Source organism: Paenibacillus sp. cl123, assembly GCF_900101595.1.
Classification (GTDB): Bacteria; Bacillota; Bacilli; order Paenibacillales; family NBRC-103111; genus Paenibacillus_G.
In genome coordinates, this window is sequence record NZ_FMYY01000003.1 from 134,395 (window position 1) to 153,957 (window position 19,563).

15 protein-coding genes are annotated in these 19,563 nt (G+C 56.4%); 12 read left to right on the forward strand and 3 right to left on the reverse strand.

The features are described from left to right. Positions 1-30 precede the first annotated feature (30 nt). The 8 genes from BLR08_RS07210 (at position 31) to BLR08_RS07245 (ending at position 10,600) form a co-directional block, all read left to right on the forward strand. Positions 31-1,275 carry a Gfo/Idh/MocA family protein gene (locus BLR08_RS07210; RefSeq protein ID WP_072328522.1) on the forward strand — a complete coding sequence of 415 codons (1,245 nt, stop codon included), beginning with the start codon at positions 31-33 and terminating at the stop codon, positions 1,273-1,275. A 2-nt stretch (positions 1,276-1,277) separates the two neighbouring features. Continuing rightward, entirely contained in the window at positions 1,278-3,251 is a 1,974-nt protein-coding gene (locus BLR08_RS07215; RefSeq protein ID WP_072328523.1) for an alpha/beta hydrolase family protein, read from the forward strand. 68 nt (positions 3,252-3,319) lie between these two features. After that, entirely contained in the window at positions 3,320-4,570 is a 1,251-nt protein-coding gene (locus BLR08_RS07220) for a Gfo/Idh/MocA family protein (RefSeq protein ID WP_072328866.1), read from the forward strand. A 27-nt stretch (positions 4,571-4,597) separates the two neighbouring features. Next, a complete protein-coding gene (locus BLR08_RS07225) occupies positions 4,598-5,335 on the forward strand; it encodes a glucosamine-6-phosphate deaminase (RefSeq protein WP_072328524.1) in 738 nt (245 codons plus the stop codon). A 159-nt stretch (positions 5,336-5,494) separates the two neighbouring features. After that, positions 5,495-6,658 carry an N-acetylglucosamine-6-phosphate deacetylase gene (locus tag BLR08_RS07230; RefSeq protein ID WP_072328525.1) on the forward strand — a complete coding sequence of 388 codons (1,164 nt, stop codon included), beginning with the start codon at positions 5,495-5,497 and terminating at the stop codon, positions 6,656-6,658. A 392-nt stretch (positions 6,659-7,050) separates the two neighbouring features. Further along, a complete protein-coding gene (locus BLR08_RS07235; RefSeq protein ID WP_072328526.1) occupies positions 7,051-8,715 on the forward strand; it encodes an extracellular solute-binding protein in 1,665 nt (554 codons plus the stop codon). Between the two features lie 45 nt (positions 8,716-8,760). Beyond that, entirely contained in the window at positions 8,761-9,708 is a 948-nt protein-coding gene (locus tag BLR08_RS07240) for an ABC transporter permease (RefSeq protein ID WP_072328867.1), read from the forward strand. 13 nt (positions 9,709-9,721) lie between these two features. Then, positions 9,722-10,600 carry a carbohydrate ABC transporter permease gene (locus tag BLR08_RS07245; protein WP_072328527.1) on the forward strand — a complete coding sequence of 293 codons (879 nt, stop codon included), beginning with the start codon at positions 9,722-9,724 and terminating at the stop codon, positions 10,598-10,600. Between the two features lie 81 nt (positions 10,601-10,681). On the opposite strand, the gene BLR08_RS07250 is transcribed toward BLR08_RS07245, so the two are convergent. From BLR08_RS07250 to BLR08_RS07260, 3 genes are all read right to left on the reverse strand, one after another. Continuing rightward, a complete protein-coding gene (locus tag BLR08_RS07250) occupies positions 10,682-12,958 on the reverse strand; it encodes a helix-turn-helix domain-containing protein (protein ID WP_072328528.1) in 2,277 nt (758 codons plus the stop codon). Between the two features lie 235 nt (positions 12,959-13,193). Further along, complete coding sequence (locus BLR08_RS07255) at positions 13,194-13,733, reverse strand: glutathione peroxidase (RefSeq protein ID WP_072328529.1); 540 nt, start codon at positions 13,731-13,733, stop codon at positions 13,194-13,196. Between the two features lie 19 nt (positions 13,734-13,752). After that, positions 13,753-14,214, reverse strand: a complete 462-nt coding sequence (locus tag BLR08_RS07260) for a MarR family winged helix-turn-helix transcriptional regulator (RefSeq protein WP_371117125.1) — start codon at positions 14,212-14,214, stop codon at positions 13,753-13,755. 211 nt (positions 14,215-14,425) lie between these two features. Between BLR08_RS07260 and BLR08_RS07265 the strand changes: the two genes are divergently transcribed. The 4 genes from BLR08_RS07265 to BLR08_RS07280 all read left to right on the forward strand — a co-directional run bounded on the left by BLR08_RS07265 (position 14,426) and on the right by BLR08_RS07280 (position 19,086). Beyond that, complete coding sequence (locus tag BLR08_RS07265; RefSeq protein ID WP_072328530.1) at positions 14,426-15,001, forward strand: TetR/AcrR family transcriptional regulator; 576 nt, start codon at positions 14,426-14,428, stop codon at positions 14,999-15,001. A 92-nt stretch (positions 15,002-15,093) separates the two neighbouring features. After that, positions 15,094-16,368, forward strand: a complete 1,275-nt coding sequence (locus tag BLR08_RS07270) for an HlyD family secretion protein (RefSeq protein WP_072328531.1) — start codon at positions 15,094-15,096, stop codon at positions 16,366-16,368. Between the two features lie 9 nt (positions 16,369-16,377). After that, positions 16,378-17,643, forward strand: a complete 1,266-nt coding sequence (locus BLR08_RS07275) for an ABC transporter permease (protein ID WP_072328532.1) — start codon at positions 16,378-16,380, stop codon at positions 17,641-17,643. 114 nt (positions 17,644-17,757) lie between these two features. Then, on the forward strand, positions 17,758-19,086 hold the full coding sequence (locus tag BLR08_RS07280; RefSeq protein WP_072328533.1) for a TolC family protein: 1,329 nt from the start codon (positions 17,758-17,760) through the stop codon (positions 19,084-19,086). Positions 19,087-19,563: the final 477 nt, after the last annotated feature.

Consider the following 19,563-nt stretch of genomic DNA (forward strand, 5'->3'; position numbering starts at 1 on the left):
AATGACAGTGTCAATCCGGGGAGGGTCATCATGAAGGTGTATGTACTGGTAGGCGCAGGCTCGAGGGCATTGTATATGTTCGCGAAGCCGATGTCGGCGGAATGGCAGGAGCATGTTGCATTCAAGGGTGTTTACGATATTAACCCGGTACGGGCGGCATTGCTTAGTCAGGAGTGCGGCAATGTGCCGGTGTATGACGATTTTCACAAGATGCTGGCTGATGTACGGCCCGATGTCGTCGTGGTGGCGAGCACGGATTACACGCATCACACGTATATTATCGATTCGCTTCGCGCGGGCTGCGACGTTATCACCGAGAAGCCGATGACGATCGATGAGGAGAAGTGCAGACAAATTTTGCAGGCGGAGAAGGAAACCGGCAAGAAGGTTACAGTTACGTTTAACCTCCGGTTCGCTCCTTATTTTGCGAAGGTCAAGGAGCTGCTGCTGGAAGGCGCAATCGGGGACCTCTACCATGTCCACCTCGAATGGTATCTGGACCGCCGGCACGGGGCGGACTATTTCCGCAGATGGCATTCGGAGCTTGCCAAGAGCGGCGGTCTGCTGGTGCATAAGTCTACGCATCATTTCGACATCATCAACTGGTGGATGGCCAGCCGGCCGGCCGAGGTTCATGCCTTTGGGGCCCGGCGGGTGTACGGCGACAACCGGGCCGAGAAGGGCGAGCGCTGCCTGACCTGTGCTTATAAGTCCTCATGCGAATATTATATGGACATCGAGCAGAATCCGTTTATGGAAACCTACTACCATCAGGCGGAACAAGAAGACGGATATATCCGCGACCGCTGTCTCTTCGATGAGCGGATCGATATCTACGATACGATGTCGGTCAATGTCCGGTACGAGAACGAGGCGCTGTTAACCTATTCGCTGGTCGCCTATAGCCCTGTCGAGGGCTGGCGCGCGACCTTGAACGGAAGCGGCGGAAGAATGGAGCTGACGAACGAATACAGCAATGCGGATATGCGGCAATCGGATGTGAGCCTGATTAAGATTACGAGGCCGGACGGAACTGTAGAGCAAATAGAGGTCGTCACCTCGGCGGCCGGCCACGGCGGAGGTGACGCCAAGCTCCGCCAAGCGCTGTTCGCAGGCAATGTGGAGGACCCGCTCGGGCAGCAGGCTGACAGCTCGATCGGCGCGGACTCGCTGCTCATCGGAGCGACGGCGAATCGCTCGATTGCAGAGGGCCGGGCGGTCCGGTTCCCGGACATGACCGCAGCCTCCGCAGCATCCGGTCAAGGGAGCCGATAAGGATGGCGCAAGTAAACGAATTGGAGCGCTATATTTGCACCTTGTACGATACGCGCGATCAGCTCAAGAGGCATATATACGACCGGGCGGACCGGGCATTCGCCGCAGGCGATCAAGCCCGGGACCGGATTGCCGGTCCGGAGCAGCTGAAGGCCCGCCAGCTGGAGATGAAAGCCGCGTTCCTGACGGCCATCGGCGGGCTGCCGGAGACGGAAGCGCCCTTGAACGCGAGAACGGCGGGCAGGTCGGAAGGCTCCGGATACAGCGTCGAAAACGTCATCTTCGAATCGCGGCCCGGTCATTATGTGACTTCGAACCTTTACTTGCCGGCGCAGCTCGAAGCGCCCGACGCAGCCGTGCTGTTCTTGTGCGGACACGAGTATGAGGCGAAGCATAGTCCGTATTACCACGAAGTGTGCCTGAGGCTTGTTCAGGCGGGGCTGATCGTGTTGGCATTAGACCCTGTCGGGCAAGGAGAACGGCTTGGCTTCCATGAGCCGGGAAGCGCGGGCGGAGAAGCTGTCTGGGGCACCCGCGAGCATCAGTACCTCGGAGTCAAAAGCCATGCGGTCGGGGAAAGCGTGGCGCGCTACTTCATCCACGATGCGATGCGCGCAGTCGATTACTTGTGCAGCCGTCAGGAGGTCGATCCGGCGCGCATCGGCGTAACGGGGAATTCCGGCGGCGGCACTCAGACGGCGATGCTGATGATGTGCGACGACCGGATCGCAGCTGCTGCCCCGGCCACCTTTATTATGAACCGTCAAATGTACATGCATGCCGGAGGTGTACAGGACGCGGAGCAGGTATGGCCGGGCTTGACGGCGGCGGGCTTCGATCACGAGGACTTGCTGCTTTCGTTCGCCCCCAAGCCTCTGCTGGTGCTCGCTGCCGAATACGATTTCTTCCCGATCGAGGCTACCCGGCGAACCGTCGCCCGCAGCAAGCGCTTCTGGGAACTGCTCGGCAGGGAAGAGGGACTGCGGCTGACGACGGACCGCTCCCTGCACCGCTTCACGGATAAGCTGGCTGTAGCTGCGGCTGCTTTTTTTGCCGAGCAGCTTGCGGGCCGGCATCCATCGGCTGCGGCGGATCGGGAGCCGCTGCCTCCTCTGCCGGCGGGCCGGCTGATCTGCACCTCCAGTGGCCAGGTGCGGGAAGAATTCCCGGACGCGAGGTCCATTGATGACGAGATCATAGTTCAGGCGGATGAGTTGGAGCGGACAAGAGGCGCATCATCCGATGACCGCATGCGTCAGGAGAGCCTGGCTTGGCTGCGAGAGAAAATCGTATCGAACCGCAAGCCCGTCGGGCTGTCGCCCCGGCGCGTACCGATGGGGCGTGTGGACGATGTAACGGCGGAGTACATCCTCTGGTGGTCCCAGGAAGGGCTGATGAACAGCGGATACGTGTTTCAGAGCACGGAAGCGGAGGACGGAGCCAAGCAGCCGGTTACCGTCTGCGTGTGGCGCGGGGGCACCGGCAGTTTGGAAGCGCATTGGACCTGGATTCGGCAAACCTGCGGCGGGGGACGGACGGTCCTCGTTCTTAACAGCTCCGGCGTAGGGCCGCATGAGCCTTACCCGATCTATGCCAGGCCCGCCCACGGATTTTTCGGCGTCATCCACAAGCTGGCGGACGACCTGATCTGGCTGGGCGACAGCTTGGCGGCTTTGCGCGCCTACGATGTCATTCGCTGCCTCGATCTGATCGGGCATTTGGATGAATGGCAGAGCGGCCAGGTCGATTTTTATACGGAAGGACTGCAAGGCATCTATGTCCGGCTTGCAGCTGCCGTGGATGAGAGAGTCGGACATATCGCGGAGGAGCGGCCCGTGAAAAGCGTGGCGGATCAAGTAAGATCGCGGCAGTACGAGGAAGAGGATGTCATGAGTGTCGTGCTGCCGGGATTGCTTCGCTATTGCGACCTTCCGGAGCTCAGGGAGCAGAGCGCCGGATCGGAGAGTGACGTATGACCCGAACCCGGAGCGTTAACGAAGATCGCAGCGAATACGGAATTACTCAAGGAAAGGAAGCCGACGGCATGACCCAACCATTGACGATTACATTAGTCGGAGCCGGCTTGCGCGGCATGATCTACAGCGGGTTTTCCTTGAAGCGGCCGGATCATATGCGGATCGTAGCCGTGGCCGATCCGAACGAGCTGCGGAGAAACCGCTGCAAGGAGAAATACGACATCGAGGACAATATGGTCTTCGCAAGCTGGAGTGAGTTGTTCGCCAGGCCCCGGGTGTCGGATGCGATCTTTATTTGCACCAGGGACCGGGACCATTTCGAACCGGCGATGAAGGCGATGGAGCTCGGCTATCACGTGCTGCTGGAGAAGCCGATGTCTCCGGACTGGCAGCAATGTCTGGAGCTGGGCCGGCAGGCCGACAAGTACGGCCGCATCCTGAGCATCTGTCATGTGCTGCGCTACGCGCCCTTTTTCCGCAAGATCAAGGAGCTGCTGGACAGCGGCCGGATCGGACGCTTGATGTCGATTCAGCATAACGAGAATGTAGGCTACTGGCATCAGGCGCACAGCTACGTTCGCGGCTATTTCAACAGCGCGGAATCGTCGAGCCCGATGATTCTGGCCAAGTCCTGCCACGATCTCGATATCATCGCCTGGCTGGCCGGAGGTAAGTGTCTAAGCGTCGCCTCCTACGGCCACCTGTCTTATTTCCGTCCGGAGAATGCGCCTCCCGGAGCGCCGAAGCGATGTCTCGACGGCTGTCCCGTGGCAGATGAATGCGTATATTACGCCCCTAATACGTATTTGATCGAAAACGGCGGCTGGAAAGCGGAGGCGGCAAGCAGCGACCCGAGCTACGAGGCGCGGTACAAGGCGATGAAGGAAGGGCCGTTCGGCCGTTGCGTATACCACTGCGACAACGATGTGGTCGATCATCAGGTGGTCAGCATGGAATTCGAGAATGAGATTACCGCCGTCTTCACGATGAGCGCTTTTACCGAGAAAACGAGCCGTACGCTCAAGCTGATGGGCACGCACGGCGAGATTCGGGCGTCGATGGAGACTGACGAAATCGAGATTCGCCGGTTCGGCAGCGGCGAGCAGGAGAAGATCAAGCTCGTTCCGCCGGAGGGGCATGTCGGTCATGGCGGAGGCGACAGCCGGCTTGTGTACGATTTCGTCAAAGCGGTGAAGTCGCAAGGGGAGCACAGCAGCGCAACCTCGGTTCATGCTTCGATCCAAAGCCATCTGATGGCGTTTGCCTCGGAGCGGTCGCGCCTGGAGAAGCGGATGGTACGGCTAGACGAGTTTCAATAAGCTCATAACTATAAGGAGGCATGCATCATGCAGCTAACAATCAAGGAAACCGCGGATCAAATCGGCCTGGAGGCCGCAATCGCCTGCAGGCAAATCATTCAGGAGGCCATTCAAAAGCAAGGGAGCGCTCGCATCGTGCTTTCTACGGGAGCCTCGCAGTTCGAGTTTTTGCAGCATTTTGTGAAGATGGATGTGGAATGGGACAAAGTCGAGATGTTCCATCTGGACGAATATATCGCGCTGCCCGAAGCCCATCCGGCTAGCTTCCGCAAATATTTAAAGGAACGCTTCCTGGCTTACGTCAATGTGAAGCAGGCTTGGCTGGTGGACGGAGAAGGCGATCCCGCAGAAACGCTCAAGCGTCTGAACGAGGAGATTGTAAAGGCGCCCGTCGATCTGGCGTTAATCGGCATCGGAGAGAATGCGCATATCGCGTTCAACGATCCGCCGGCAGACTTTGACGTGGAGGACCCGTACATCGTCGTAGACTTGAGCGACACCTGCAAAAATCAACAGGTGGGCGAGGGCTGGTTCGCGACCACGGCGGATGTGCCGAAGCAAGCGATCACGATGTCCGTGAAGCAAATCATGAAAAGCCGGCATATCGTGTCTGTCGTTCCGCGTCCGTCCAAATCGCAGGCTATCGCGGACATGATGAAGCTGGGAGTGGACTGCCATTGCCCGGCCACGATGCTCAAAACTCATCCGAGCTGGGAGCTGTATCTGGATAAGCATTCGGCTTCGCAAGTTTATACCTGGTGCTGACGGACGGCTCCGCCCGGCACACAATGGACAGCCATCATTCGCATAGGCGCGCGCCCCCCGGCGCATGCCTGCGCTGCGGCATGATGGCTGTCAGCTTCTTTAAGGGGATAGGCGTCCAGCAGAAGATAGAAAGTCGAAAGCTGAAAGGGGAGAATCACGATGATTTGGCAGGGTAAGCTGGTGGAGACAGGCATGGCGGCAGCCATTGTCGTAGAGGCGGGGAACATAATCGAGGTGCGTCCTTTGGAAGCGCAGGCATCCGGTCTGCCGTGGATATCGGCAGGGTGGATCGATCTGCAGGTGAACGGCTTCGGCGGGTACGATCTGAACGGACCGGTCACGACAGCGGAGGACGTCGAAGGAGTGACCAGGGCGCTGCACAAGCGAGGCGTGGCTTCCTATCTGCCTACGGTGATCACGGGGCATCACGACCGGATGCGCCAAGCGCTGGCAGCCATAGCGGATTATCGGCGTTCGGGGAAATTCGCGGCCGGCTCGATCGCGGGCATTCATATGGAAGGCCCTTACTTGTCGGGAGAGGACGGGAGCCGGGGGGCCCATCCGAGAGAGCATATCCGCAACCCCGATTGGGATGAGTTTATGCGGCTGCAGGAGGCGGCTGACGGCTTGATCAGCATGGTCACGCTTGCGCCGGAACGCGAGGGAGCAATTCCGTTCATCCGGCGTCTGGCGGAAAATGGGATCGTGGTCGCCATCGGACACACGATGGCAACCGGAGAACAGATCGAGCAGGCCGTAGCGGCAGGCGCCGCGCTGTCGACGCATCTCGGCAACGGCTCGCAGCCACTTTTGCCTCGTCACCCTAACTACATCTGGCACCAGCTGGCGGAGGACCGGCTGTGGGCGACCTTCATCCCTGACGGTCACCACCTGGCGCCGCCCGTGCTGAAGTCGATGCTGAGAGTGAAGGGGAACAAGTCTATTCTTGTGAGCGATTGCACGCAGTTCGGCGGCATGGCTCCGGGCAAGTATGACAGCCTGATCGGCGGCAAGGTCGAGCTGACGGAGGAAGGCCGGCTCCACACGGTGGCGAATCCGAGCATACTTGCAGGCTCGGCCGCTTCCCTGGATATCGGCGTAGAGAATGCCGTCCGTTACACGGACATGGGCTTGGAGGAAGCGATAGAGGCGATTACGCTCCGGCCCGCGCAGGCGATGGGGCAAGCGGAGTCGGGGATGGGGCGTATCGCCATCGGCCATCCCGCCCATCTGACACTGTTTCGGTACGACGCTCAGCCAGGCCGCATCACGGTTCAGGAAACGGTTGTTTCCGGCGAATCCGTATATCGACTGCAGCCATAAATCGCATATTATCGAGAATAAACAGCCTGTCCAAGCGCGCGTCCTTGGCAGGCTGTTTTTGCTGCCGGCTCCTGCCCGGGGGCGGCTCTATATGGGATTATAAGGGAAATACAGGACATAATACGAGTATTCCGTATGCTTTTTTATATGCTTATCGTTCGATTTTGGACTTCTTGGCGACGTGAAAACAAATGGAGGATATACCGGTCTGCTTTTTTTCGGTAAATTGGGAGTACGCGGCGGTTCGGCAGCACAGCCCCCTGGTCCGGAAGCGATAGGGGGACGAGGCTGTCGGCTGTACCGAGTAAAGCACGATGCGCGATCGGCAAATGTTCGCTTGGAGGCATGGAACTTAAACGAGTCGAGATTTCAACAAAGGGAGGTTCAATGCAATGATCAAAAAGAAACATGCTGTGATGAACAAAAAATCCGTGCTGTCTGTGATGTCGACCGCTCTGGCGGCAACCGTCGTATTAGCTGGGTGCGGGGCCGATGAGAACACAGCCAAGCCGGACAATACGACCCCGGCGCCAGCCGACAATGTGCAATCCGAAGGATACAAGCTTCCTATCGTCAGTGACGGCAGCGTGACATTGACCGTAGCGACCCGTGACTTCGATCCCCCGTACAGCTATACCAAAGGCTTCCCCGTATGGCAGGAAGTCGAAAAACGCACAGGCGTCAAAATCAATTGGCAGGTAACGCCCAACGATCAATATGGCGACGTCATGAAGGTCAAGCTGGCGGCGGGCAAAGATTTGCCCGATATTATATCGCTGCCGACCGCTGATCCGGTGAAGACGGCGGATGACGGTCTCATTATACCGATGGACGACTTGATTGCCAAATATGCGCCGAATATTGCCAAGTTTCTCGATGAGAATCCGGAGGTCAACGGCAAGCTGCGTTCCCCGGACGGTAAAATCTACGCGTTATCCTCGGTTACGTCAGGCGCCGCCTATGCGGACCCGTACGGCTTTCTGATCCGCAAGGACTGGCTGGATAAGCTGGGGCTGCAGGAGCCGAAGACGCTGGACGATTGGTACAATGTGCTGAAGGCATTTAAAGAGAAAGATCCGAACGGCAACGGCAAGGCGGATGAAATCCCGCTTAGTCCCGATCTGAAGCTGAGAGGGCTTACGTTGTTCGGCGGGGCAAAAGGATTGCATCTCTTCTACAGCTCCGGTTATTATCCGGACGCCAGCGGCAAGGTGCAGTACGAATGGCTGAAGCCGGAAGCGAAGGAGCTGATCGTCTGGCTGAACAAGCTGTATAAGGAAGGCTTGATCGATCCCGAATTTATGACCCGGACATCGGATTCGAATACGGCGAACATTACCCGCAGCCAGGTCGGCGCCACGAACCGTTTCCTTAACGGCAAGCCGAAGTTCGAAGCGGCCATGAAGAAGTCAGGCGAAGAAGGGGTGACCTGGGATATGACCGTGCCGCCTTCCGAAGGAAACAACAAAGGCTTTTATGAAAAGTATGGCCCGATCAGCGGCTGGTTCGCCATCTCGAAGGATGCGAAAAATCCGGAGGTCGCCATTAAATTCCTCGATTACATCTATGCGAGCGAGGAAGGAAACCGGCTGATGACCTTCGGGATCGAGGGGAAATCGTACACGATGGAGAACGGTCAGCCGAAGTTCACCGAGTTTGCCTATAACAACCCGGACGGGCTGGACATCAATGCGGCGCTCCGGTCGCTCGGCGCATCGCCGACGATGCCATGGATTCGCGCGAGCGAGGGGCCGCTGTCTCTGCAGCCGAAGGCGATCATGGAATTGGACCCGAAGTCGGCTGAACAGGCGAAGAAGGTGGAATCGTATCTGATCGAGGCGAATCCGTATTCGCTTCCGTCCGTGGAGGAATCCGAGATTCTGGCCAGATATCAGACGGAAATCACGACTTATGTAGACTCCATGCTGGCTAAATTCGTTACCGGCGTAGAACCGATCGACTGGGATAAATTTACGAAGCAGGTTCAGGCGCTTGGCATCGATAAAGTGATCGACGTGAAGCAGAAAGCATATGACCGGTACAAAAACAAAAAATAAGTGCTTATAGAAATGGAGGCGGAGACCGTGCAAACGGATTCAGACATGATCGATCGGACGGCGCTTCTCTCCAGCAAGAAAAGCTGGTTTAAACGGATAGGCAAAGTCATCCAGCGCGACAAATATTTATATTTGCTGATTTTGCCCGTCATCGTGTATTACATTGTATTTCATTATATTCCGATGTACGGGGTTGTCATTGCGTTCAAAAAATTTCAGCCGCTGAGGGGCATTCTGGGCAGTCCGTGGGTCGGCTTCCGGTACTTTGAAGAGTTTTTCTCGTCGCCGCATTTTTGGGTGCTGCTGAAAAACACGCTTCTGTTAAGCGCGAACTCGCTGTTTTGGGGCTTTCCGGCCCCAATCCTGTTCGCGCTGCTGCTCAACGAAGTGAGACGGAAGATGTTCAAGCGCGTTGTGCAGACGATCAGCTACTTGCCTCATTTTATTTCCTTCGTTGTGATCGCCGGTATGGTCGTCAGCTTTACGAGCTTGCAGGAAGGCGTCATCAACCAGTTTCTCGGACTGATCGGGATGAAGCCGATCAACTTCATGGCCGAGCCCGGCTGGTTCCGGACGATCTTCGTAGGGACCGGCGTCTGGCAAGGCTTCGGCTGGGGTTCGATCATCTACCTGGCGGCGATCGCGGGCATCGACCCGCAGCTGTATGAGGCGGCGGAGATGGACGGCGCGGGGCGCTGGACCAAAATGTGGATGATTACGCTGCCTTGTCTGTTCCCGACGATCGTCATTATGTTTATTTTACAAATTGGCAGCTTGATGGATGTCGGTGTGGAGAAGGTGCTCCTGCTGTCAAACCCGCTGACGTACGAAACGTCGGATGTCATCTCCACTTTCGTATACAGGCGAGGCATTCTGAACGGCGATTACAGCTTCGCTACGGCCGTCGGACTGTTCAACAATGTGATCAACCTGATTCTGCTTGTGGCGGTCAACACGCTGTCGCGGAGAGTATCCCAATCATCGCTATGGTAGGAGGTAGAGTGCGATGAAATCAGCAGGAACCTGGAGTGACCGTCTATCGGATGTGTTCATTTATACGATCTTGACGGCCGCTCTGCTCATCACGCTGTATCCGTTCCTTTACGTATTCAACATGTCGATCAGCGATCCCATTCATGTGCTCAACAACACGGTATGGCTGTTTCCCAAAGGCTTCTCGCTGGCAACGTACTTCAAGGTATTCGAGAACGGGGAGATCTGGATCGCTTACCGCAATACGCTGTTCTATACGGTCGTGGGAACGCTCATTAATGTGATTATGACGTTTCTCGCCGCCTATCCGCTTTCCCGGCGAACGTTCTCCGGACGGAAGCCGCTCATGATGGGCATTGTCGTGACGATGTTTTTCAGCGGCGGGATGATTCCGAGCTTTATTCTGATCCAGAACCTGGGGATTTATAACACGGTGTGGGCGCTGCTTCTGCCGGGAGCGGTCAGCGCCTTCAATATCATCATCGCCCGCACCTTTTTCCAGAACATTCCGGAGAGCTTGTTTGAATCCGCCAAAATGGACGGGGCCAATGACATCGGCATTTTGTTCAAGATTGTGCTGCCGCTGTCCAAAGCGATTCTGGCCGTGCTGACGCTGTTTTATGCCGTCGGACATTGGAACAATTACTTCAACGCGATGCTGTATGTGACCGATGTGAAGCTTCAGCCGGTGTCCCTGTATTTAATGAAAATTCTCATCCAGAATCAGGACCCGACGATGCAGGATATGAGCGAGGCGCTGGACCGCGTGCTGTTCTCGATGCAGCTGAAATATACGATGATTGTCATCACCACGCTGCCGATCGTTCTCGTATACCCGTTCCTGCAAAAGTATTTCGTCCAGGGTGCCATGATCGGATCGTTGAAGGAGTAGGATTGTTTATTTCCGGAAAATGAAGTGACAAAAAGACCGCGTCCAGGACAGACGCGGTTCTTTTGCTGCATACGGACGGCTTTATTCGGATACGGCCGCCTGCTCGCCTTCCAGGACGAGCCGGCGGTAATCGCCGGGTGTGATGCCGCACAGCTTCTTGAAGATGCGGATGAACGAGTTGACGTTCTGATAGCCGATGCGTTCCGACACCTCGTTGATGCGGATATCTTTCTGGGCGAGCATTTCCTTGGCTTTCCGGATGCGGAGATCCTGCACATATTCGGTGAAGGTCATGCCCGTCTTTTCCTTCAAGTAGCTGGATAAATAGCTGCGCGAGCGCTGGAGCTGCTCCGCGGCCATCTCGAGAGACAGGTCCTCGCTGTAGTGCTTCTCGATATAATCGAGCACGAACTCCTTGACCGGGTCGTGCAGCTCTTTCTTCCGCCGGACGAGCGCGCAGGTTTCCCCGATACAGGCGGTCAGCACGTGATCCAGCTCTTCGACCGTTCGGCATTGTTGGAGCTGCGCATAGGGGGAATGGCTCTCCATGAGCGTAGCGACATCCAGATGATGCGCCAGCAGCGTCTTGAGCAGCTGTGCGGTCACTTCCTTGCCGAACAGCGCAAACTGATGGGCGTTCCGCTTCTTTTGCTCCATTTGCTTCAGCAGACGGCGGACGAGGGACACAGCCCGGTCTCCCTCGCCGGCCTGGAGCTGCGCGGCCAGTTCCCGCTCCTGCGCAGGCGGCAGGAAGAAAAACGGGTCCTCCTCGTACGGGATCAGCTCCGTCATAATCTCCGTCTGACCGGACATGCTGCGCTGCAGCAGCATCTTGCTGCATTCCTCGAAGCCTGCGGCCAGCTCGGCTTCATGAAGCCGCTTCGGATTGACGGCTGCGGTTAATTGGTAGTACGTATCATCGAAGTCGACCATGTATTTGAGCTGCTTCAGCGCCTCGAGCAGCTCGGCTTGTTCCGTATCATCGAAGATGAGCGTCAGGATCTGGTTTTTTTCCGCCTGCAGCGTCACCTTATCCTTGAAATACCGCTCCAGATGCTGGTTGATGAGCTCCTGGATGTAGTAACAGGCTTTCTCCTGAGTGACGGAGGTGAGAAAGTCATAATTTTTACTGAACGCCACCTGAAATACGATCAAGTAAAACGGCTTGCTTTTTTCCGTCAGTTTGCGGATGCCGTCCTTCGGATACAGCGATTTGGCTCCGCACAAATAGCTGTATTGCTGCAGCAGGCTTGTTTTGTGCGTCAGGTCCGTGCTCATTTCCGAGTTGCTCTGGGCCATATCGGCCATTTTCTCATTGATCCAGTTCCACTCGTGGATGCGGCTTTGAATCGCGGGAGGACGGCCCGTTCTCTTCATGCCCTCGATGGTGCGCTGGATCGGATGGTTGAATTTATAGCTTAGGATGATGGAAAGGATAACGCCTATGCAGATGGCGGCTACCAGTATGGAAAGCAGCATCGTGTTCATCTTGGATACTTGGGAGGCGATGTTGGCTTGCGAGATAATGTTGACGTAAGTGAAGCCGGAGTACTGGCCTTTTTTATAGAAATAATAATGATCGTTCAGCGTCACATAGCCCTCCTGCTCTTCGAACGCCGAGGTGTCCAAGTCGACGCCTTCGCCGCTTGAATAAAGAGGTTTTCCGAACTCATCCAGGATGAGAAAGCTGTCGTTGATGGAAAAATGAAACCGGTCAAACAGCTTCTGGCTGTCTACTAGCGCAAGCAGCATAAACGGGTTGTTTCCGTTGCCTCCTTTGGACACGACAGGGAACAATACGCCAAGATCGCTGACTTGACCGTTAAGGTCGAGCTTGCGGAAATGATCTGCCGGGAATACGCGAAAGGCGTATTTTTCCTTGAATTGCTCGTTCCAGAACGTACTGCTGTAGCCGGAGCTGACAAAGTTGTTGACAAACAAATCATGGGTGTCGCTTGTGCCGTTTTTGTCGATGGCATATTTCTGGTTGGGCAAGTAGACGAGCAAGTTATCCATATACAGGAAGGTGTTGTTGGTCATCGCCTGGATGTGCTTCAGCAGGGAGGCGACCGCTCCGTAATCGTAGAAGCTGTCCGGCTTGGCCATAGCGCTCAAGGTTTCGTTGAAGCTCATCAGCAGGAGGTCGTTCTGGATAAGGCTGAAATGCTTCTCGTAGCCGTCGACCGTCTTCCCGAGGCCAAGCGTATTGTATCGTACGATTTCATCCTGAACGTTTTTCTTGAAGAAGGTGATGGAGATCAGGTTGAAAGAAAGAAGCAGCACGATGATGCAAAGAAAGGAGACCAGGAGTTTGGTAAATAAAGTATTCCATCTTAGTAATCGATTGCTGTTTCTCATGCAGTCCCTCCTTATAGAACAAAATCGGCCTGGGCCGGATCTGTTGCCGTTTAGCTTGCTTCTTCTATATTACAATAAATTCGGCTTTCGGAGTACCCCTTATCGATTAATGAGAGGAGGATGCGTGAAATGGGGAGAAGATTCTGAGACGGGGAGCGCCCCCGTGCAGTTGGCTGACGGAGGCGCGGGCAAGAGCTTTGGGTGTTAGGCAGGCGGGTTTTCGTGTGGCAGCCGGCTAAAGAAGAGCGTCGATCGCTTCCTGCATCTGTGCAGGCTCCACGGGAGATTCGAAGCGGCGGACGACGTTTCCTTCCCGATCGATCAGAAATTTGGTGAAATTCCATTTGATGTCGTTTCCTTCTAAAAGTCCATGCTGCTGCAGCATGGAAGCCAGCATCTTGCCGGCGGGATGATCGGGATCGAAGCCTTCAAAGGGCGCCTGCTCCGTCAAGTAAGCAAACAGCGGATGCTTATGCTCGCCGAGCACCTCGATCTTGTCGAACAGCGGAAAGCTTACGCCGTAGTTGAGCTGACAGAACGTATGAATGTCTTCGTTCGTGCCCGGTTCCTGTGCTCCAAATTGGTTGCATGGAAAGCCCAGCACGACGAGGCCCTTGTCCTTGTTCGCTTCATACAGCTTTTGCAGCTCGGCATATTGAGGCGTGAAGCCGCATTTGCTGGCAGTATTGACGATAAGCAGCACCTGTCCGGCATAATCTCCCAGACTTTTTTCCTCGCCTCTGATCGTGCGCGCGTTGTACGCATAAACTCCCATCTCGTTCTCCTCCTCAGGTTCAAGTCATGTTAAGGGTATGAACATGCTGCATCAGAGCAGTGAGTCTGATTCGCAGTTCGTATATCTCTTCCGCGGGCAGACCCGGCAGGTCAAATACCTTCTGCGGAATATCCAGCGCTTTCTCGCGGAGCGCTTGGCCCTGGGGGGTCAAGCGAATCCGGACGCTGCGCTCGTCGTCAGGATCGCGGAAGCGCCGCAGCAGCTTCATGCTCTCCAGCTTCTTAAGCAGAGGGGTCAATGTCCCGGAGTCCAGATACAGCCGGACGCCGAGCTCCTTGACGGTAATATCGTCGCGCTCCCAGAGGGCGAGCAGGGCAACGTATTGAGTATAGGTCAAGCCGAGCTCGTCCAGATGGGGACGGTACAGCTTGGTCACCTCGCGGGCGCAGGCATAGACGGCAAAGCAGAATTGGTTCTCCAGCTTCAGAAGGTCATCGGCGTTCAGATCGGCGGATTTCAAGGCAGCCTCCTTGACTTGAATTTCGTTAAATTCAATTTCATTCAATTTATATAGTTAACCATTAAGATAGCAGTTCGGCGTATAAAAATCAAATTCATGAAAAAACACCATTCGGGCTGTTGCACGGGAAAGCGGGCTGTGATATATTTATCACTGACCGCAGAACCGGAATGTTATTTTGGTCAGTTTGAGGGAAGTCGGAGGTTATCGTATGGATCCTAAAAAAAGCGTCATTCTGGAAGCGGCCAAGCAAACCTTTTCCTTATACGGCTTTAAAGGCACGACGATGGGACATATCGCCAAGCTGGCCGGGGTAGGCAAAGGAACCTTGTATTTGTATTTCACCAGCAAAGAAGAGCTGCTCCATGAAATTATTCGTTCATTAACCGACGAGATGAAGCATGCGGCCGACGAGGCCCTGCAGAAGCAAGAGCTTGCCTCGTTCGAGCGGATTCACACGGCTCTCTACAATATATTGATGTTCCGCAAGGAGCATGAGCTGCTGATCAAGCTGTTCCGCGAGGAGAGGGAATTCGGCAATCCCGTCATGAAGCAGGCGCTGGATCTGATCGAGCACGAGTCGCTGTGCTACATAGCCTCCCATGTCGAGCGGGCGGTGGCGGCCGGGCTTCTGGCGCCTTGCGATCCGGATATTACAGCCTTCGTGCTGTTTAAGCTGTACTTGGCGCTTGTGCATGACTGGGGAATGAAGCATCCGCCGCTGGATAACGAGAAAATTTCGGAGCTGCTCCAGCTGTACGTCATGAAAGGTCTTTCGGCCCGCTAGGGCCTTATTTCAATTGTATGCCGCATGTATGCCGCAAGCCGGCTTCCGCTCTGGCGGGAAAAAGAAGCTTATCATCTTATGGAGGGAACTTTATGCGATTCATTAGACCTGTAGTTTATTCTGTGATGGCTGTCGCCATCGGAACGGGAGGCTTCCTGCTGTCGTCGAAGCAGGCGGCGGGCAGTACTCAGATTGGCCTTCAGTCGCATCCGACCGCTTATATCGAATCCAATGAGGTTGGCGCAAGCTTCAAGATCGGCGGCCGCATTACGGAGGTGCTGGTGAAGGAAGGCGACGCCGTCACCAAGGGCCAGCCGCTGGCGCGCTTGCAGAGCACGGAGCTTGAGGCCAAGGTATCCCAGGCGAAAGCTGCCGTTGCGCTGGCCCAAGGCAAAATCGCCGAGGCGCAAGGCGCGACGGCGACCGCGCAGGCGAAAAAGCAGCAGGCAGCCGCAGGCGTGAGCGCTACGGAGCAGGCAGCCGAGCAGCAGGTCGCACAAGCGGAGGCTGCCGTGAAGGCGGCCCAGGCGAAGGTGGACGCCCTGCACAACGGCGCCCGGCCGGAAGAGAAGCAGCAGGCCGAGATTCAGTACCAGGCGGCGCAGGAGGTTTATACGGTCGCCGAGCAAAATCTGAAGAGGATGCAAACGCTGCTGGAGCAAGGCTTGATCGCCCAAGCCGAGGTGGATAAGGTGAAGGTTAGCCACCAGGAAGCGAAGGCGAAGCTGGAGCTTGCCGAGCAGCAGCGCAACCTGGTGAATCAGGGTCCCCGTGAAGAGGAAGTGCGCGGCGCGGAGGCGCTCCTGGAGCAGGCGAAGGCGGCGCTTGGCCTCGCGCAAGCTGGCCGGGCGCAGGTGCTGGTGCGCCAAGGCGACGTGGCGGCGGCCGAAGCGGCCATTCAGCAGGCCCAGGGAGCTATTCAGTCGGCTAGCTCCGGGGAGCAGCAGGCGAAGGCTGCCCAGCAGGAAGCGGAGACTTATCAGAGCTATACGGAGCTTGTTGCGCCGGCGGACGGCCTTATCCTTTCCCAGTCGGCTCAGACGGGCGAGCTGGTCGGCTCGGGTTTCCCCGTATTTTCCATCCAAGCGACGGATGCTCAATGGGCAAAGTTTTATATGACAGAGAAGGCGGTTGCCGGACTTAAGCTGAACGACCCGGTGAAGCTGAAGCTGCTGGCGACCGGCGAAGAGGTCACAGGCACCGTGAAGTCCATCGCCGCGGCGCCTGATTTTGCCGTCAAGAAGGCGACGCAAACCTCGGGAGAAACAGATGTGCGCTCCTTCGGAGTAAAGATAGAGCTGCCGAAGCTGCCGGACAGCGCTGTGATCGGGATGACGCTGCAGTGGATCGGCGTCACGGAAGGATGAGGGTGCGCCATGTCAGAGCTTAAAGTCAGTCAAGTTATCGCAGCGGAGTGGCGGCATATATGCCGGGACCGCCGGCTGTTTCTGATCTTATTTTTCGTTCCTGTCATGTATTTATTCCTGTTCGGCTCGCTGTACACGCATCACAAGGTGACGGAGATGACAACGATCGTCATGGACGAGGATCAAAGTCCGCTCAGCCGCCAGATCGTGCAGGCGTTTGACGAGAGCGAGTCGTTTCAGGTAACGATGGAAGCCCGCTCCGAGCAGGAGGTCGAGCAGGCGATCGCGTCGGGCGCAGCGAAGGTCGGCATCTTCATCCCGAGCCGGTTCGAAGCGAGCTTGAAGCAGGGGCATACTTTGCCGCTGCTAACCTGGGTGGACGGCAGCAATATGCTGTATTCCAATTCGGCGACCAAGGGAGCCAATGAGGTCATCACGACGTTCAGCATGGGGCTGTCCGCGAAGAAGCTGCAGCTGCAGCAAGGACTTCAAGACGAGCAGGTGGCAGGCGTGCTGTCGCCGATTCCGTTCCGGTACCGGGTATTGTACAATCCGACATTCAACTACAGCGATTTTATGATGTACGGGCTGCTTGGCGCTATTTTGCAGCAGGTGCTGTTCCTCGGCATCTCGCTGACCGTAACGCGCGAGAAGGATGGAGGCACCTGGTCGCGCTTCGCGGTCTGGCGGAGGGACCCGTGGAGAATCGCGTATGCGAAGACGGTTCCGTACTTCATCATCAATGTATTTAATACGACGGTTGCCATGCTGATCGCCTGCTACGTCTTCAAAGCTCCGTTATCCGGCAGCCTGCTTGCGGGGCTCGCCGTCGTGCTGTGCTTTACCTTTGCTGTATGCGGCATCGGGTATCTGATCAGTTTGTTCTCCGGCAACCAGCTCGGAGCCACGCAGATTGCGATGCTGATTGCGGTCCCTTCCTTCCTGCTCTCCGGCTTCACGTGGCCGTTCGAAGCGATGCCCAAAGCGCTGCAGGTGCTCGGAGATTTGCTGCCGCTGACGTATTTCCTGGACGGCGTTCGGTCGGTATTTATCAAGGCGGGAGATTATTCGGCCATCCTGCAGGATTGTCTGGCGCTGGGCATGATGGGGCTTGTGACCTTCTTCATCGCCATGCTGCTGACGCGCTTTGTCGTTTTCCGCAAGGAGGCGGGGAATGCCGAGGCGGTGCCTGCTGAAGCGCCGGGAACAGTTAGTGCCATACCTGCGGGAGCGTCGTCGGCGTCGGTTCCGGGTACGGGCAGTCTGCCGGGTTAAGCGGACGCCGCTCTCGAGCTGAGGCCAGCGTTTCGGCTTCGGCCTGGGGCTCGTCCATCATCAGATTCGCATCATGAGAAGACAGCTGTTTAACTTAGAAGGAGATGCAAGAATATGAACAAGTCTTTGAAAACAATGGCCGGTTTGGCGGCCTCGCTTGCGGTGCTCGCAAACACTGTTATCCCTCATGCATATGCTGCCGGGGAGGATGCGGCTGCTGCGAAGCAGGCGGTGTATGTGAATGAGCCGTCGCTTGAGACGGTAGCTTCCATCGATCTTCCAGGCGTGCTGGAGCGGGTGATGAAGGATTCGGCGAATTTGCAGCTGCTGCTGCTTAAGTATGCGGCCCAAAATTCCAAGCAGCAGGATCTGGAATCTCAAGCAAGCGCTATGTACGGCGGATCGGTCGCAAGCGTTCATCTGCCGGATACGCCGCAGGAGCTGGCGGCGGGCATGGCGGCGCAAGGCGTTGCTGTCGACCCGGCGGACAACTTGTGGATCGGTCCGATGACGACGGTCACGAACAAAGCGGTCAATCAAGTGATTCAGGGGATGGGCGCGATGACGGACGGCATGAACAAGATACTTGCCTCGCAGCGCGAACAGATGAAGTCGGCCGCGCATCAGTTGTACACCGACCAGCGCAATACGCTGCTGCAGCAGGAAGAGGCGAAGGAGGGCATCCGGCTGCAGACCGTGGCCCAGTATGCTCAGCTGCTCGGACAGAAGAAGCAGCTCGTCTTCATGAAGGAGTACGAAGCCGTGCTCAAGAAGGAAGTCGCCAGAGCGACCGCGCTGCAGGAGCAAGGGCTGGCTTCCGCGGAGGATATACGGACAGCGAGCAATGTCCTGGCCAAGCATCAGGAAGATATGACCGCGCTTGACCAGAATTACCGGCTGGCGCTTGTTCAGCTCTCCTTCGATATCGGAATTGCCTTCAATCCCGAGCTGGAGCTGAAGGATATCGCCGAGCTGTCGACCGAGCCTATAACGCCGATTGTGCGTGCGGATACGAAAAAGCTGCTGGAGAATTCTTACGGCATGAAGTCAAGCGCGAATAATCTGGATGAAGCGATGTGGCAGCAGGGCAATACCGTAACCGGCTCCACTTACGGCTCCGCCTACCTGGGCGCGAACGGGGCTATTGCCGGCACGAAAAACGCGCAAACCCAGCTGGAGCTGACCAAAAAAATCGAGGCGACCTACACGGAGGCCGAGAAAGCCTACCAGAGCTGCCTGGCGGAAGCCCGGCTGACGACCGAGGCCAAGCTGGATCGCGATAAGATGAAGCTGCGTTATGAGGCGGGCGTTATCTCGCTCCACGACTTGAATAAAGTCGATCTGAAGGTTCATGGGCAGGAAACAACGCTCGAGGCGGCCAAGTTGAAATATTACACGCTGCGCGAGAAGGCGAAGGCGATGGAGAAAGGTTTTATCTCTTGAGGCGGCGTTTCGCCGACCGTGGCGTAAAGGAGGCTGTCCTGCGAAGGGCAGCCTCCTTTATTTACCATTTAGTGCCCCCCCATTCATGGGAGGCATAGGTAGCAAATGTTCCGCGCTTCATTTGTGCCGGCGGTCGGGCGCAATGCGCAATTATGCGGTTTTCCGCACAAGCCGTATGGTTGAGCGCCAGTCGGGTGAGGTTTATGCGGTTTTCCACACAAGCCGTACAGTGTGAGCGCCAGTCGGGTGGATTTTTATGCGGTTTTCCGCACAAGCCGTATGGTTGAGCGCCAGTTGGGTGAGGTTTATGCGGTTTTCCACACAAGCCGTACAGTGTGAGCGCCAGTCGGGTGGATTTTTATGCGGTTTTCCGCACAAGCCGAAAGGTTGAGCGCCAGTCGGGTGAGTTTTATGCGGTTTTCCGCACAAGCCGTACAGTGTGAGCGCCAGTCGGGCGAGTTTTATGCGGTTTTCCGC

Bases quoted from the DNA above. Each gene is read 5' to 3' on its own strand.
- BLR08_RS07280 (WP_072328533.1), top strand. From the start codon at position 17,758: ATGAACAAGTCTTTGAAAACAATGGCCGGTTTGGCGGCCTCGCTTGCG.
- BLR08_RS07265 (WP_072328530.1), top strand. From the start codon at position 14,426: ATGGATCCTAAAAAAAGCGTCATTCTGGAAGCGGCCAAGCAAACCTTT.
- BLR08_RS07245 (WP_072328527.1), top strand. From the start codon at position 9,722: ATGAAATCAGCAGGAACCTGGAGTGACCGTCTATCGGATGTGTTCATT.
- BLR08_RS07250 (WP_072328528.1), bottom strand. From the start codon at position 12,958: ATGAGAAACAGCAATCGATTACTAAGATGGAATACTTTATTTACCAAA.
- BLR08_RS07220 (WP_072328866.1), top strand. From the start codon at position 3,320: ATGACCCAACCATTGACGATTACATTAGTCGGAGCCGGCTTGCGCGGC.
- BLR08_RS07225 (WP_072328524.1), top strand. From the start codon at position 4,598: ATGCAGCTAACAATCAAGGAAACCGCGGATCAAATCGGCCTGGAGGCC.
- BLR08_RS07270 (WP_072328531.1), top strand. From the start codon at position 15,094: ATGCGATTCATTAGACCTGTAGTTTATTCTGTGATGGCTGTCGCCATC.
- BLR08_RS07240 (WP_072328867.1), top strand. From the start codon at position 8,761: ATGATCGATCGGACGGCGCTTCTCTCCAGCAAGAAAAGCTGGTTTAAA.
- BLR08_RS07255 (WP_072328529.1), bottom strand. From the start codon at position 13,733: ATGGGAGTTTATGCGTACAACGCGCGCACGATCAGAGGCGAGGAAAAA.
- BLR08_RS07275 (WP_072328532.1), top strand. From the start codon at position 16,378: ATGTCAGAGCTTAAAGTCAGTCAAGTTATCGCAGCGGAGTGGCGGCAT.
- BLR08_RS07210 (WP_072328522.1), top strand. From the start codon at position 31: ATGAAGGTGTATGTACTGGTAGGCGCAGGCTCGAGGGCATTGTATATG.
- BLR08_RS07215 (WP_072328523.1), top strand. From the start codon at position 1,278: ATGGCGCAAGTAAACGAATTGGAGCGCTATATTTGCACCTTGTACGAT.
- BLR08_RS07230 (WP_072328525.1), top strand. From the start codon at position 5,495: ATGATTTGGCAGGGTAAGCTGGTGGAGACAGGCATGGCGGCAGCCATT.
- BLR08_RS07235 (WP_072328526.1), top strand. From the start codon at position 7,051: ATGATCAAAAAGAAACATGCTGTGATGAACAAAAAATCCGTGCTGTCT.